Below are 13,608 nucleotides of genomic sequence, written 5' to 3' on the forward strand. Positions count from 1 at the left end.
GAGTTTGGCCTTTATTTTTGAACTAAATAGATAGAAGCAATTCCACCGGTTACCGGCTTGGTTCTTAGATGCTTAAATCCTACTTTAACACAAATATTTTCAAAATCTTTTCCTTCTGGAAACGCCATAACAGACTCTGGTAGATATGTGTAGGCAGAGGAGTCTTTAGAAAACCATTTTCCCAGAAGAGGCATTACCCACTTAAAATAGGCGAAGTAAAGTTGTTTTAGCGGGAACATTTTCGGCTTTGAAAATTCTAAAATAGCCCCAACTCCTCCCGGTCTTAGAACGCGTTTCATCTCGGTTAATCCTTTTTCTAGGTTTTCGTAATTCCTAACACCAAATCCAACCGTAAAGGCATCAAATTCTCCGTCTTTGAAAGGGAGATTTTCGGCATCTCCATACTTCAAGGTTACCTTACTTTGAAGATTTCTTTTCTCAATTTTCTTGTTTCCAAAAGAAAGCATGCCTTCTGAAATATCTACACCCACAACTTTTTCTGGGCTAAGCTTTAAGCTAGCAATTGCAAAATCACCTGTTCCAGTTGCGAAATCCACAATTTTTTTCGGCTTGTACGGGGCTATCATTTTAATGGCTTTCCTTCTCCATAAATGATCTATTCCCAAAGAGAAAAAATGATTTAGAAAATCGTATTTGGCAGCGATGTTATTAAACATATCTGCTACCTGCGCTTTTTTAGAATTGTCTGATTTATAAGGTGTTACCATGGTTATCCTATCAATAAATTGGCTTCTGGGTATCTGTATTTTAAGGTGGATAGATTTTTGGTAAATAAATACGCAATGGTTAGCGTTCCTATCCTACCAACAAACATATTGAGTATAATAATAGTTTTTCCTGCTTCCGAAAGATTTGGAGTTGCCCCCATAGATAGTCCCACGGTAGAAAACGCAGAAATTTCCTCAAAAAACAATTGAGAAAAGCTCATAGTCCCGTTTGCCAACGCTTCACTCTCAGTGATGGTCAGGAAAAAGGTACTAACGATAATAGCACCTGCCGCAAATAGCACAACAGAATAGGCCTTGTTTACCGATTCATTCGGAATAGTCCGCTTTGAAAACTCTATCGTATGTCGCCCAGTTAGGGTGGCATATGTAGAAGAAATAAGCACGAAAAAGGTTGTTGTTTTAATACCTCCACCAGTAGATGCTGGTGCTGCACCAATAAACATTAAAATAAGCACCAATAGCAGGGCGGGAAGTGATAGAGCGTTAAAGTCAATGGTGTTGAATCCAGCCGAACGCGTAGTTACCGATGAGAAAAATGAGGTAATTAAGGATTCTGTACCATTTTGTCCAGCTAAAACCCCGTCTTTTTCTAGCCACCAAAAGATTAAGGCACCCGAAATAAGTAGGGTAAAGGACATGTATAGGTTTACCTTGGTAACAATCGAAAGTTTTTTCCACGGAAATTCTAGTCTTTTCCGCATCTCCTTAATAGAAAATAATTCCAGGATGGTTGTAACACCCATGGTCCCTATAAAAATTAGTAAGCCCAACACGATGTGCATGATGTACGAGCTCTTTAAAACAGGAGCATATAATCCCCCTGTAAAGGTTGAAAACCCTGCATTATTAAATGCAGAAATGGAATGGAATATTGAATGAAATACTTTATCGTTAAAGGAGTTGAAAGGGGTGGCTTTATCCCAAGTAAAGAATAAGCAAAGCGCACCAATAACCTCAATGGCCACCGAGGCTAATACTAGTTTCCCGAATAGCCCTTTGGAGCTTAATAAGGATTCCTTGCTCATAAAATCCTCAATAACCTCATGTTGCTTTACACCAAAGCCCAATTTTTGAAACAAAGCGGTAAAGGTTGCAAATGCGATAATGTTAATACCACCCAGTTTAATGAGGATCATAAGTACAAATTGCCCCTTAAATGTGAAAAATTCGGCTGTATCATATATAACCAATCCCGTTACACATGCTGCGGAAGCCGAGGTGAAACAAGCATCCAAAAAGCTCATGCTACCTTCTTGAATGGTCATTTCGGGAAGCATAAGAAGTGCCGTGCCAGCCAAGATGAGGAACAAGAACACCGCAATAAAAATAGTAGAGGGATGTAGCTTTGTTTTAGTACTGGTAAGGTTGGTTCTCCGCGAAACATCAACCAAAGCTGCCGTAAGAAGGTATACCTGGATAAAGACAGTGGAGAAATCGGCAAAGCCCTTAAAGCCGAGACTTAAAAACAGTTGTTCGAGGATTAATACATCGAAGAAATTTTTGGCAATTCCCTCTATTAACAGCAAGGCAACTATGGTTCCCTCAAACTTGTTTTGATTTAGAAATTCCCGCGGGTGAAAATCGAAGAAAAGCCTAGCAAAGTAGTGGAAGATGTAAAATCCAAAAGTGATTTCAATAAGGTTGAATATCAATTTGTCAGTTTCGGTATCTAGTGGAAAGCCGTAGTAATAGATTACCAGTGCGATAGCCGAAAAGGAAACTAAAAGAGAAACTGCTCTAAGCGTGCGAAGGGTATTGTCCTTTACACCAAAGATTACAATGTTAATTCGCTCACGTAATTTGTCAATGGAATTATGCATTAAGCACTCTTATCGCCTCTTTTAAAAGTTTGTCTTTTTTAATTGGAACTACACCCACTTCCTCACAAACCAATCCACCTGCAAGGTTAGATAGTTCGCACATTATTACAGAGGGGAGTTTGGCTGCCAAGCAAAGGGTGGCTACAGCAATAACGGTGTCACCCGCACCCGAAACATCGGATATTTCTCTTTTGTGCGCAGGGATTCTCCCAGTGTAATCATCAGCGAAACACTGTACTCCATGCTCGGAGAGGGTTACCATTGCAGATTTAATATTCATCCGGGCTATTAAAGATTCCAAGGCGTGGTGAACACTATCTTCGGAGCTCACATCTATCTCTTCTTTAAGTCCCTCCACTAATTCCTTAAAGTTAGGTTTGAAAAGCGTAGCGTTTTTGTAGGCGAAGAAATTGTCCTTTTTTGGATCTACAGTTACGGGTATTTTATTCTCGTTGGCAACCTCAATTAACTTAGAAATGGCCCACTCCGATAATAGTCCTTTATTGTAGTCTTCTAGAACTAATGCTTTTATTGGGTACTTAGCAATGGTCGCTTTAAATTGATTTACCAAGGTTTCGGCCTCTTGCTGCGAAATGTACTTTGTCGATTCTTCATCCACTCTTAACATTTGCTGCCCTTGGGAAATAATCCGAGTCTTTACTGTAGTGGGTCTGTTTTTGGATCTTATAATTCCTTCGGTATAAATTCCTTGTTGATCCAATAGGGAAATAAAGGAATCTCCGGCGATATCCTCACCCACATTGGCAATTATATGGGTACTTGCCCCAAGGGCGTTAAGGTTTAAAGCAACATTAGCTGCTCCACCTGGGCGTTCTTCCCTTTTGGTAATATTGATTATTGGAACCGGAGCTTCAGGGCTAATCCGACTCACTTTTCCCCAGATGTAGGCATCAACCATAACGTCTCCAATTACCACGATGTGTTGGTCGTTAAATCGTTGAAACCAATTTTCGATTTGAGCTTGAGTAGGCAATGCTAAGTCTGAAATTTGGGCAAAGATAGCTACTTTGATTTACCCTACTCGGAAAGCATGCTTTAATTGCTTTTAAGGCTAAATAAAAAATGGAGATGCCTATTTTTTGATAAGCATCTCCATCCAGTCTAGCCAAGAGTAAGGCTTACTAACTGACTAACTAAAAAAGGTTATAGTCTTAATTGGACACTGAGTGAAAAGGTAGGAGATTGCAAGGCGAAAAAATTAATTCACCGATAAAGCTGTCTTAGTACGGTGGTAAATGGCAGGTTTTGCCAGATAAGGTGCTTTGTTTAATCCAGACTCAAAACAAAAGCCTTCATTCTGTCCAGAGCTTTTATCAGATCCGACTCGGCCGTTGCATAAGAAATTCGGAAGCAGTTGGGCGCACCAAAAGCCGATCCACTCACTACGCTTACATATTGGTCTTCTAACAAGGCCTGACAGAAATCGCCGGCATTAGCAATAACCTGACCGTCTTTGGTCTTTTTACCAAAAAGCTCTTTTACCTCGGGGAATACGTAAAATGCTCCATCTGGATTGTTAACCTTAAGCCCAGGTATTTCATTTAGTTTTTCGAGTACCAGAGATTTTCTTTTTTCGAAATCGTCGCGCATATAGTGAACACTACTCGCTGGAGCTTCTAGTGCCGCTTTAGCCGCTATTTGCGCAATGCCATTTGCACCAGATGTAAACTGGCCTTGAAGTTTAGTGGCTGCTTTAATTACCCAGGTAGGTCCGCCCATGTAGCCTATTCTGTAACCCGTCATGGCGAAGGATTTAGATACTCCGTTCACTGTAATTACACGGTCCGCAATTTCTGAGCATTGCCCAATGCTAAAATGCTGTCCCACAAAGTTTATGTGTTCATAAATTTCATCGGAGATTACCAAAATATTTGGGTGTTTTTCTAGCACCTTAGCTATTGCCCTTAGTTCCTTTTCGCTATACACCGATCCAGTTGGGTTACAAGGTGAGGAAAAGATTAGCATTTTGGTTTTATCGGAAATGGCATTTTCTAGGATGGAAGGGGTAACTTTGTAGTCCTGATCTACGCCAGCTGCAGCTTCAACAACCTTGGCACCAGCCAATTCTACCATTGCTCTGTAGCTAACCCAATATGGAGTGAAAAGGATAACCTCATCACCTTTTTCCACCACTGCTAAAATGGCGTTAACCAGGCTGTGTTTAGCGCCAGTTGAAACCAATATGTTGTCTGGGTGGTAATCTAATTTATTGTCGCGCTTAAATTTCTTCGAAATGGTTTCCCGCAATTCTAAGTATCCATTTACGGGTGGATATTTCGAGTAATTATCATCAATTGCCTTTTTGGCTGCATCCTTAATAAAATCCGGTGTATTAAAATCGGGCTCCCCAATATTTAAAGCAATTACATCTTTGCCACTTTGCTTTAATTCTCTAGCAATTCTCGCAGCAGCAAGAGTTTCCGATTCACTAATTCTATTAAGAAATTCAGATGTTTTACTCATTATTTTGGGACTTTGGGCAAAGCTAAAAAAAAGGGAGTGCTAGTTTCGCGGCATTCGCTAATTTCGGCGGGATAATTTATTGATTATGGATAGCTGGGTACTGATAATTGCAATAACACTTCCTTGTTTAATTATAGCAGGGGCCGCTTTGATTCTCGTTAAACGGGTGGCCGACTCGAAAAAGGAAATTGAACAGATAAAATGGAAGGTTAGTGCCAAGCAAGCTATCCAACCAGTTCGTCTTCAAGCATACGAGCGCTTGGTAATACTGCTTGAGCGCATTCGTTTAAATAATTTGGTTTTACGGGTAAATACGCCAGGGGTGAGTGCTCAAGCTTTGCAGCGAGAAATGTTAAAGCATATTCGTACCGAATTCGACCACAATATCTCCCAACAGCTTTATGTGTCGCCACAGGCTTGGCAACTGGTTAAAAAGGCTAGAGAGCAAACCGTGATGATTATGAATTTAGCCTCCGAAAAAGTACAAGAGGGTGAAAATGCGGCAAAATATTCCCAGTTGATCATTCAGCTTGCTGGCAGCGAAGAGTACGACGCGGTGGATAAGGCTATTACCCTTTTACGGCAGGAGATGAATAAGCAGTTTTAGTTTTTTAGAATGGTTTTTACCAGCTCTTGAGCTGCAATGTGAGGTAATTTTTCACCCTTTTCAACCTGGGTTTTATAGTCGAGATACTTAGACTTAATCTCTCCATTGGAAAGAATTTCTTCCTTAAGTATGTCATCCAAGCTTTGCTCAAACCAAGTTATATTCTGTTTTGCTCGCAGGTGTTGGAGAAATTCTTTGTTGGTTGCTGTATCGAAATAATCTGAGACAATGTTCCAAACCCGGTCCAACCCTTCCTTTTCCTTCGAGGAACAGGTGTCCACTTTGGGGGTCCAATTATATGGATGAGGTGGGAGAAGATGCATAGCACTTTTGTAGGATCGGGCAGCTTTTAGCGCTTGGTTTTTGTTATCTCCATCTGCTTTCGTTATTACCAGGGCATCGGCCATCTCCATTATTCCTCGCTTAATGCCCTGCAGTTCGTCACCCGCTCCAGAGAGCATGAGTAGTAGGAAAAAATCCACCAAATTTTTAACGGTGGTTTCGCTTTGACCGACTCCCACCGTTTCAATAAAAATCACATCGTAGCCAGCTGCCTCGCAGAGCAAAAGAGCTTCTCGTGTTTTACGCGCTACACCACCAAGGCTATTAGAAGTAGGAGAGGGGCGTATGAATACATTTGGATGCATACTTAGTTCCTCCATTCTCGTTTTGTCCCCGAGAATGCTTCCTCCAGAACTAACACTAGAAGGGTCGATGGCAAGCACCGCAATCTTCAATTGATATTGTTCTACCAAATACATCCCAAAAGCCTCTAAAAAGGAGCTTTTACCAACTCCGGGTACCCCAGTAATACCAATTCGTTTTGCATTTCCGGCATGCGGAATGCAGCGATCCAAAACTTCTAGTGCGATTTTTTTGTGTTTATCGAGCTTGCTCTCAACAAGGGTAATTGCTGTAGACAGGGTATTTAAATCTCCAGCCACCAATTTTTTAACCAGTTCACTGGGGTTTAAATCCGAGCTATTGCTTTTTTTTAGCTTGGCAATAGCCTTTTCCCTTGCCGATAATCTTTTCTCCATCTAATTTTTAAAATTAATAATCTGGTTAGGAGTAACACACATGTGGAGTGGAATATCATGTGCTTCGGTGTTTATGCTTTCCTCAATGGGGTCAAAAAAAGAGATGCCGCAAAATTGAGTAGTAGGAGAAAGCGTAGACAAAAAACCGTCGTAGTAGCCCTTGCCGTATCCTATTCTATTACCATTTTTATCAATGCAAAGCAGCGGAACAAGTACTAGTTCCACCTTAGGTAGGTCTGCTTCTTTCTTGGTTAAGGGAATGGGAATGCTCCAGCTGTCTAAAACATACTCCATTTTGGGCCAAACGTCCACATGTTCAAGACCACCAAGCTCATTAACAATGGAAGTGAACCATTGAATGTGATTTAATTTTGGGTTTTCAATGAGCTTAAATGTGTCGAACTCCTTGAGTTTGGCAATAGGAAGAAAGGTGTGTACTACGTTAAAATTAGCCATTAGGGGTAAGAGATTATTCTCTATTCCTCTTGAAAAAAATTGGTGGTCTTTCTCCGTTAGTTCCAGCCTTAACTTCTTGTATTTTTTTCGCAGCTCTTGTTTATCCATTCTAGAAAAAAATGTCTTGTGCTAAACGGTAGGTATTAGCGTGGGCTTCGATAATTACTCTGATCTCCTCAGAATATCCACCTCCCATAGAACAGGTTATTGGAATTCCTTTTTCATGGCAGGATTCTAAAACAAAGCGATCGCGTTCTTTGCAACCATCTATGCTTAAGGACAGCCGGCCCAATTTGTCTGAAGCCAATATATCCACTCCGCATTGATAAAATATGAAGTCGGGTTTATGCTGGTTTATAAGTTTGGGCAAGTTGTATTTCAATATATCTAAATACTCCTCATCACCCATACCATCTTCTAGTGGGATGTCTAGGTCGGAATTTTCTTTTCGCAATGGGAAATTGTTTTTTCCATGCATAGAAAAAGTGAAAACCTTCTCGGAATCTTGAAATATTTCGGCAGTACCATTTCCTTGATGTACATCCAGGTCAACGATTAGTATTCGTCTAGCTTTATTTGTGTGGAGCAAATAGTTGGCTGCAATTGCATTGTCATTTAACAAGCAAAATCCTTCTCCAAGATTGCTGTAGGCATGATGGGTGCCTCCTGCTATATTCATAGCAATTCCATGCTGTAAGCTATATTCTGCGGCCATAATAGTTCCTTGCATTATGGTCTTTTCGCGTGCAATTAGTTCTTTGCTAAGGGGAAATCCTGTTCTTCTTATTTCTTTTCGATCTAGCTGTAGCTTGTTAAGTTTTTCTATGTAATCTTCCGCATGAGTTAACCCGAGAATGCCATCTTCGGCGGGATGAGGCTCAAAAAAATTATCCTCCTCAAGGGTGCCTTCATGAAGTAGCTGTTGAGGTAAAAGGGTGTACTTCTCCATTGGGAAACGATGTCCCTCGGGAAGCGGGTGTGCATAACAGTCGTGGTATGCAATCTTTAGCATGATTTACAGTGCAACGGTTTGTAACAAAGTAGCACAAAGAATTGCGCCAAATGTTCCCAAAGCATAGCCCAAAACTGCAAGTAAAACCCCAACCGGTGCCAAAGCGGGTGCAAATGCAGATGCAACTACTGGTGCAGAAGCGGCTCCACCCACATTGGCTTGTGAGCCAATAGCTACGAAGAAGAATGGTGCTTTCACAAGTTTGGCTACCCCTAAAAGGATGGATACATGAATAAGCATCCAGATTAATCCAACTAGAATTAAAAATTTAAATACCTGCCACTGAGAAATAAGCTCACCAATGTCCATTTTCATACCAATGGTGGCTACCAATATGTAAATGAAGATACTTCCGTATTTGCTTGCGCCATACCCTTCCATTTTTCTAATGGGTGTAAAGGAAAACGCGACTCCAACGGTGGTGGCAATTACCACAATCCAGAAGAATCCAGAGCCCAGCGATGTTAGAAACTTCCATCCCGAATCTGGGTTTCCTGCAATTTTATTGCTGATAAATGCATCGAGCCCGGGTGCTACCAAATCAGAAAACCAATGCGAAAGCCCAACGCCTATAAATACCAAGGCAAATAATATCATGATATTACCCGTGGTAGGGGTTTTGGTTATCTGAGCCTGGTAGTCTTCTACTTTTTTCTTCAGCTCTGCAATTGCAGAATTATCGGCCTTTAATTTTTTATCAATGGCGTCACTTTTTCCAGCTCCGTATAAAAGGAAAGCCATCCAAAGGTTGGCCACAAAAACATCTACCACTATCATGGCAGAAAACAGGGTGTCGCTTGCGCCATAAATCTCTTTCATGGCGGTTTGATTTGCTCCTCCACCAATCCAGCTGCCCGCAACAGTGGCGAGACCTCTCCAAATTGCATTGGCACCTTCACCGCCTACTGCCTCTGGGGCAAAACTACCAACTATGGCAAGAGCTATAGGACCTCCAATTACGATACCCAAGGTTGCGGTAAAGAACATTATTAAGGCCTTTGGGCCCAGGTTTATTATAGATTTTAGATCTATGGCTATGCAAAGTAAAATAAGGGCTGCTGGTAAAAGATATCTACTGGCAACAAAATACAAGTTCGATTCCTCCCCAGATATAATGCCAAGGCTATTAAAAATGGCGGGGAGAAAATAGCAAAGTAAAAGAGCTGGAATTACCTTGTAGAACTTCTGCCAAAAAGGGTTTTTCGAACTCGATGTGTAAAAAACCAAACCGAGTAATCCCATTAAAATTCCTAAAACAATAGCGTCGTTGGTAAAAAGTGGCATTATCTTAAAATTTTTGAGGGCTAATGTAAGCATACTATTCAACCCGTTTATGCCATTTAGATTCTACTATATTCGCCCAAAGGAATTTTAATGCTAGAAATTCGAGGATTAAAATATTCGTATGCAAAAGAAAGGGTAATTCAGTACCCAGAATTTATGGTAAGCAACGGGGAAATTTTGCGGGTAAACGGTCCTTCTGGGTCTGGTAAAAGCACTTTATTACAGCTATTAGCAGGGTTGATTACCGGCTATTCGGGAGATATATTTTTTGCGGGAAGAGCTTATTCCGACTATAAAAAGCCCCTATTTAAATCTGGAAAATTAGGGTATGTAGCCCAAACTCCATTGTTACTCAAAAACATGCCCATTAATTTTTCCTTCGGATTGGATAACTGGAAGTTGAAAACGTCGGAGGATCGCGAATGGATAGCAGAGATGATTACCATTTTTAAAATGGAAAAAGAACTGAATAAGTATCCAGATGAATTGTCTCTTGGACAAGCAATGCGAGCACAAATTATATCGGTATTTGCCAATGCGCATAGACTGCTACTCCTCGATGAACCCACCGCCAGTTTAGACGATGACAACGTGGAGGGTTTTATGCAGTTGCTGAAATTATATCAAAGTAAATTTAATCCAGTTGTAGTCATGGTTTCGCATGATAACAGGGTTCGAGGTTATTCAAATTCAATAGAGCTGTAGCGTGCGAGGTTTTAAGTACATACAACTACAAATTATCCGTAATAAATGGTCGGGTATACTGGTGGTTTTATTTGCAAGTTTTGCAGTAGTTCTTTTTTCCCTATCCCGAGAGTTAATTGTAAAATCAGATGAGCACCTAAATAAATCTGTCTCTGGGGTGGATTTGGTGGTAGGAGCGAAGGGGAGTCCGCTTCAACTAGTTTTGTCCTCTCTTTTTCTTATAGATAATCCAACCGGCAATATTTCAGTAGGAGAAAGTGAAAAAATTATAGCAAACCCCATGGTGCAAAATGTGCTAAAAATGGGATTTGGGGATCAAATTAAAGGATATAAATTGGTGGGATTGGAAGGGACGGCTTCCGAGTTTTTTCCCGACTTGCACATTGGAGGACTCAAAACCTACGAGTTGTTGGTTGGGAATACTGCAGCTGCCCAATTGGCCATAGAGCCTGGAGATAAATTACATGCGCATCATGGAAGCGATAATGGAAAAGAGCACGAAGATGAGTTTGTGGTCAAAGCAACTCTTCCCTCTTGCAACTGCCCGAGGGATATCGGATTTTTTACCTCCATGGAAACGATTTATGGAATGCATCCCAATGCACCAAGAGAATACACTTCTCTTTTAATAAGTACCAAAACACCCCTGGCAAAGCTTCAGTTACCACGTATTATTAATAATAATAGCAATCTTCAAGCCGCGCTACCAAGTATAGAGGTAGACCGACTTAAAAAGTTAAGCGCTGGTGCGTACGAGATTCTCAACGCATTAAGTTATTTGTTTTTTGTGGTTTGCGGATTGGCATTATTGGCTGCAATTATGGCTCGTTTAAGAGATGTACAAAGAGATTTCGCTCTCCTGTTTTTTAGAGGATTTAATAAGTCAAGGGTTATTGGATTATTCTTAGCAGAAAACGTCGTTCTCCTAGTAATTGGGTATGGGTTGGGGTTAATTGCCTACGCTGGGTTAATTTATTTCATAGGGAGTTGGATCAAAACCAGTTATGGTGTTGGGTTAAACTCTTTACCCGATTTATCGGTATTGCTTTTAGCGGCGATTAATCTTTTACTCTGTTGTATTGTGGCAGGATTTATTCCAACGGTAAAATACCTAGTTCTTCCGATTAGGAAAATTATTCAGCGCGAATTGAAATAAAAATTATCGATGGCAGCCTTTAGGATTAGTAAAATTATTGCCCACTACTTAACAGGCCTTATAAATTCGTAAATGGTTAACCTTGTAATTAGCGGTATATAATATTGTATTTACTTGATTTTGATACTGAAAATTTTTAGAAAATAATTTTGAGGGTATAGATTTAGAATTATATTTGCCTCGGGATTATGGATTACACAAAGGTAAATATCATTTGGTGGACACGACGGTGATTGAACTGTTGTGAAACCTTAATTTTACCTTAAAGCGGATTGTTCACAACAATCCGCTTTTTTATTTTCTATAGGCATGAAACTAAAAGCATTTTACAAAGAACTAATTGCAGATACATACACTCCGGTGAGTGCGTACCTTAAACTGAGAGACATTTTTCCCAATAGTTATTTATTGGAAAGTGCCGATCGTCATAGCCAGGAAAACGCCACGAGTTATATATGTTTTAATCCCATAGCAACTGTTTGGGTGGATACCGATTTGAGTTTCAACTATCAAAACTTTTTGTTGAAGCAAATAGAGAAGGTTAAAGACTTATCAAAAAAGGAGCTTATTAATAAGGTGGATACCTGTTTTGAATCCTTTGCGGTGGAGAATGCAAACGAGCTCCAATTCAAAAACGGTTTTTTCGGAATGCTCAGTTTCGAGGGCGTTTCTTTGTTCGAGGATATAGATTTTTCGCCCAGCGAGGAACAGTCTGAGCCGCTGTTGCATTACACGCTTTTTAAGAATGTCTTAGAGATAAATCACTTTTCTAACACCGCTAGAATTTATTGTTTTAGTGAGGATGATAGTCATAATCTCATTGAAATTGAGGAGCTATTATCCATAAAAACATATCCAAGCTATCGGTTGAATATCAGCGAAGAAAGAAGCTGCAATAATACCGAGTCGGCATTTAAAAATGCGGTAAGCAAAGGCAAGGAATTCTGTAAAAAGGGCGATGTTTTTCAGGTTGTATTGTCGAGAGAATTCCAAAGGGACTACCAGGGTGATGAGTTTAATCTTTATCGGGCATTGCGTGCGGTTAACCCTTCGCCCTACATGTTTTACTTCGATTTAGCTCATTTCAAATTCCTAGGAGCTTCGCCCGAGGCGCAAATAAAAAGTGAGGGTGGTAATTTGGTTATATCTCCTATTGCGGGAACGATAAAGCGTTCGGGGAATGACGATCTGGATCGCGAATTAGCCAAAAAACTAAGTGAGGATCCCAAAGAAAATGCCGAACATACTATGTTGGTTGATTTGGCAAGAAATGACCTTTCTAAAGTTGCTAACCAGGTTGAGGTAGAGAGTTATAGAGAAATTCATTACTACTCTCATGTTATCCATCTGGTAAGTAAGGTTATTGGAAAAGCAAAGGCTGGAAATAGTCCTCTTGAAATTCTCGGAGCTTCATTTCCTGCAGGAACACTTTCTGGTGCGCCTAAATATCGGGCGATGGAAATTATTCGAGATTTGGAACAAAAGCCAAGGGGATTGTATGGAGGAACTGTTGGGTTTATTGGACTTGATGGAAGTATTAACCAAGCTATTTTTATTAGATCCGCAGTGTGCAGATCGAACAAGTTAATATATAGAGCAGGGGCTGGAGTAGTGGATGCCAGTACCGAGGAGGGAGAGTTGGCCGAAGTATACCATAAAGTGGGGGCTATCGAGAAGGCTATTGATATTGCTAACCGAAATTTTAGGTAATGAAAATTTTATTACTCGACAATTACGATTCATTTACGTACAACCTAGAGCACTATTTGGTGGATTTGGGGGCTAATGTAACCGTGGTACGCAACGATAAAATTGGTCTTAAGGAAATGGATGCATTTGATGCTTTTGTTTTTTCTCCAGGGCCTGGACTACCGAAAGATGCAGGTATTTTGAAGGAGTGTATTTCTTACTATTCAAAATCCAAGCCCATGTTGGGGATCTGTTTGGGTATGCAAGCTATAGCCGAAGTTTTTGGGGGTAAACTAAACAATTTGAGCACCGTTTACCATGGGACTAGTTCCGACATAAAAATTTTGGGGCAAGATCCTATTTACAAAAACCTTCCAGAGCAGATTTCAGTAGGTAGGTACCATAGTTGGGAAGTAAAGGGAGATCTTCCTTCCGAACTAGAATTAACCTCTACAGAAGTCGATTCAGGAACTATCATGTCCTTAAAACATAGGTCTTTACCAATTTGGGGATTACAGTATCATCCCGAATCCATTTTAACTCCACAAGGAAAGCAGCTTTTGGCAAACTGGATGGAAGCTGTTGGTAACAATTAAGACTCAAGCC

Annotated in this window: 13 protein-coding genes; 5 read left to right on the top strand and 8 right to left on the bottom strand. The window is 40.4% G+C overall.

Going from position 1 to position 13,608, the window contains the following annotated elements; all coding sequences use genetic code 11:
* Positions 1-11: 11 nt before the first annotated feature.
* The 4 genes from ubiE to FRX97_RS07485 form a co-directional block, all read right to left on the bottom strand.
* Positions 12-728 carry a bifunctional demethylmenaquinone methyltransferase/2-methoxy-6-polyprenyl-1,4-benzoquinol methylase UbiE gene (ubiE, locus tag FRX97_RS07470; RefSeq protein WP_147014576.1) on the bottom strand — a complete coding sequence of 239 codons (717 nt, stop codon included), beginning with the start codon at positions 726-728 and terminating at the stop codon, positions 12-14.
* Positions 729-730: 2 nt separating this feature from the next.
* Positions 731-2,569, bottom strand: coding sequence for a TrkH family potassium uptake protein (locus tag FRX97_RS07475; protein WP_147014577.1), 1,839 nt, complete (start codon positions 2,567-2,569; stop codon positions 731-733).
* A complete protein-coding gene (locus FRX97_RS07480; RefSeq protein WP_223266584.1) occupies positions 2,562-3,563 on the bottom strand; it encodes a bifunctional heptose 7-phosphate kinase/heptose 1-phosphate adenyltransferase in 1,002 nt (333 codons plus the stop codon). The genes FRX97_RS07475 and FRX97_RS07480 overlap by 8 nt, the downstream gene beginning before the upstream one ends.
* Positions 3,564-3,856: 293 nt before the next feature.
* A complete protein-coding gene (locus tag FRX97_RS07485) occupies positions 3,857-5,053 on the bottom strand; it encodes a pyridoxal phosphate-dependent aminotransferase (RefSeq protein ID WP_147014578.1) in 1,197 nt (398 codons plus the stop codon).
* Positions 5,054-5,138: 85 nt separating this feature from the next.
* On the opposite strand from FRX97_RS07485, the gene FRX97_RS07490 reads away from it, so the two are divergent.
* Positions 5,139-5,660, top strand: coding sequence for a DUF7935 family protein (locus tag FRX97_RS07490; protein ID WP_147014579.1), 522 nt, complete (start codon positions 5,139-5,141; stop codon positions 5,658-5,660).
* On the opposite strand, the gene meaB is transcribed toward FRX97_RS07490, so the two are convergent.
* The 4 genes from meaB to FRX97_RS07510 are packed head-to-tail and all read right to left on the bottom strand — an operon-like array spanning position 5,657 to position 9,452.
* Positions 5,657-6,700 carry a methylmalonyl Co-A mutase-associated GTPase MeaB gene (meaB, locus tag FRX97_RS07495; protein ID WP_147014580.1) on the bottom strand — a complete coding sequence of 348 codons (1,044 nt, stop codon included), beginning with the start codon at positions 6,698-6,700 and terminating at the stop codon, positions 5,657-5,659. The two genes, FRX97_RS07490 and meaB, sit on opposite strands and share 4 nt — an antisense overlap.
* Positions 6,701-7,264: a 5-formyltetrahydrofolate cyclo-ligase gene (locus FRX97_RS07500; protein WP_147014581.1), complete on the bottom strand. Its 564-nt coding sequence runs from the start codon at positions 7,262-7,264 to the stop codon at positions 6,701-6,703. It abuts the gene before it with no gap.
* 1 nt (position 7,265) lies between these two features.
* Complete coding sequence (locus FRX97_RS07505; protein WP_147014582.1) at positions 7,266-8,168, bottom strand: histone deacetylase family protein; 903 nt, start codon at positions 8,166-8,168, stop codon at positions 7,266-7,268.
* A gap of 3 nt (positions 8,169-8,171) precedes the next feature.
* On the bottom strand, positions 8,172-9,452 hold the full coding sequence (locus FRX97_RS07510) for a DUF819 family protein (RefSeq protein ID WP_147014583.1): 1,281 nt from the start codon (positions 9,450-9,452) through the stop codon (positions 8,172-8,174).
* A 90-nt stretch (positions 9,453-9,542) separates the two neighbouring features.
* Between FRX97_RS07510 and FRX97_RS07515 the strand changes: the two genes are divergently transcribed.
* The 4 genes from FRX97_RS07515 to FRX97_RS07530 all read left to right on the top strand — a co-directional run bounded on the left by FRX97_RS07515 (position 9,543) and on the right by FRX97_RS07530 (position 13,598).
* Positions 9,543-10,157 carry an ATP-binding cassette domain-containing protein gene (locus FRX97_RS07515; RefSeq protein ID WP_147014584.1) on the top strand — a complete coding sequence of 205 codons (615 nt, stop codon included), beginning with the start codon at positions 9,543-9,545 and terminating at the stop codon, positions 10,155-10,157.
* Position 10,158: 1 nt separating this feature from the next.
* Complete coding sequence (locus tag FRX97_RS07520) at positions 10,159-11,313, top strand: ABC transporter permease (RefSeq protein WP_147014585.1); 1,155 nt, start codon at positions 10,159-10,161, stop codon at positions 11,311-11,313.
* 309 nt (positions 11,314-11,622) lie between these two features.
* Complete coding sequence (locus FRX97_RS07525; RefSeq protein WP_147014586.1) at positions 11,623-13,023, top strand: anthranilate synthase component I family protein; 1,401 nt, start codon at positions 11,623-11,625, stop codon at positions 13,021-13,023.
* Positions 13,023-13,598, top strand: a complete 576-nt coding sequence (locus tag FRX97_RS07530; protein ID WP_147014587.1) for an anthranilate synthase component II — start codon at positions 13,023-13,025, stop codon at positions 13,596-13,598. Before FRX97_RS07525 ends, FRX97_RS07530 begins: the two co-directional genes overlap by 1 nt.
* Positions 13,599-13,608: the final 10 nt, after the last annotated feature.

This window comes from Luteibaculum oceani (genome assembly GCF_007995015.1).
GTDB lineage: Bacteria > Bacteroidota > Bacteroidia > Flavobacteriales_D > Luteibaculaceae > Luteibaculum > Luteibaculum oceani.

Bases quoted from the DNA above. Each gene is read 5' to 3' on its own strand.
- ubiE (WP_147014576.1), bottom strand. From the start codon at position 728: ATGGTAACACCTTATAAATCAGACAATTCTAAAAAAGCGCAGGTAGCA.
- FRX97_RS07475 (WP_147014577.1), bottom strand. From the start codon at position 2,569: ATGCATAATTCCATTGACAAATTACGTGAGCGAATTAACATTGTAATC.
- FRX97_RS07485 (WP_147014578.1), bottom strand. From the start codon at position 5,053: ATGAGTAAAACATCTGAATTTCTTAATAGAATTAGTGAATCGGAAACT.
- FRX97_RS07490 (WP_147014579.1), top strand. From the start codon at position 5,139: ATGGATAGCTGGGTACTGATAATTGCAATAACACTTCCTTGTTTAATT.
- meaB (WP_147014580.1), bottom strand. From the start codon at position 6,700: ATGGAGAAAAGATTATCGGCAAGGGAAAAGGCTATTGCCAAGCTAAAA.
- FRX97_RS07500 (WP_147014581.1), bottom strand. From the start codon at position 7,264: ATGGATAAACAAGAGCTGCGAAAAAAATACAAGAAGTTAAGGCTGGAA.
- FRX97_RS07505 (WP_147014582.1), bottom strand. From the start codon at position 8,168: ATGCTAAAGATTGCATACCACGACTGTTATGCACACCCGCTTCCCGAG.
- FRX97_RS07510 (WP_147014583.1), bottom strand. From the start codon at position 9,452: ATGCCACTTTTTACCAACGACGCTATTGTTTTAGGAATTTTAATGGGA.
- FRX97_RS07515 (WP_147014584.1), top strand. From the start codon at position 9,543: ATGCTAGAAATTCGAGGATTAAAATATTCGTATGCAAAAGAAAGGGTA.
- FRX97_RS07525 (WP_147014586.1), top strand. From the start codon at position 11,623: ATGAAACTAAAAGCATTTTACAAAGAACTAATTGCAGATACATACACT.
- FRX97_RS07530 (WP_147014587.1), top strand. From the start codon at position 13,023: ATGAAAATTTTATTACTCGACAATTACGATTCATTTACGTACAACCTA.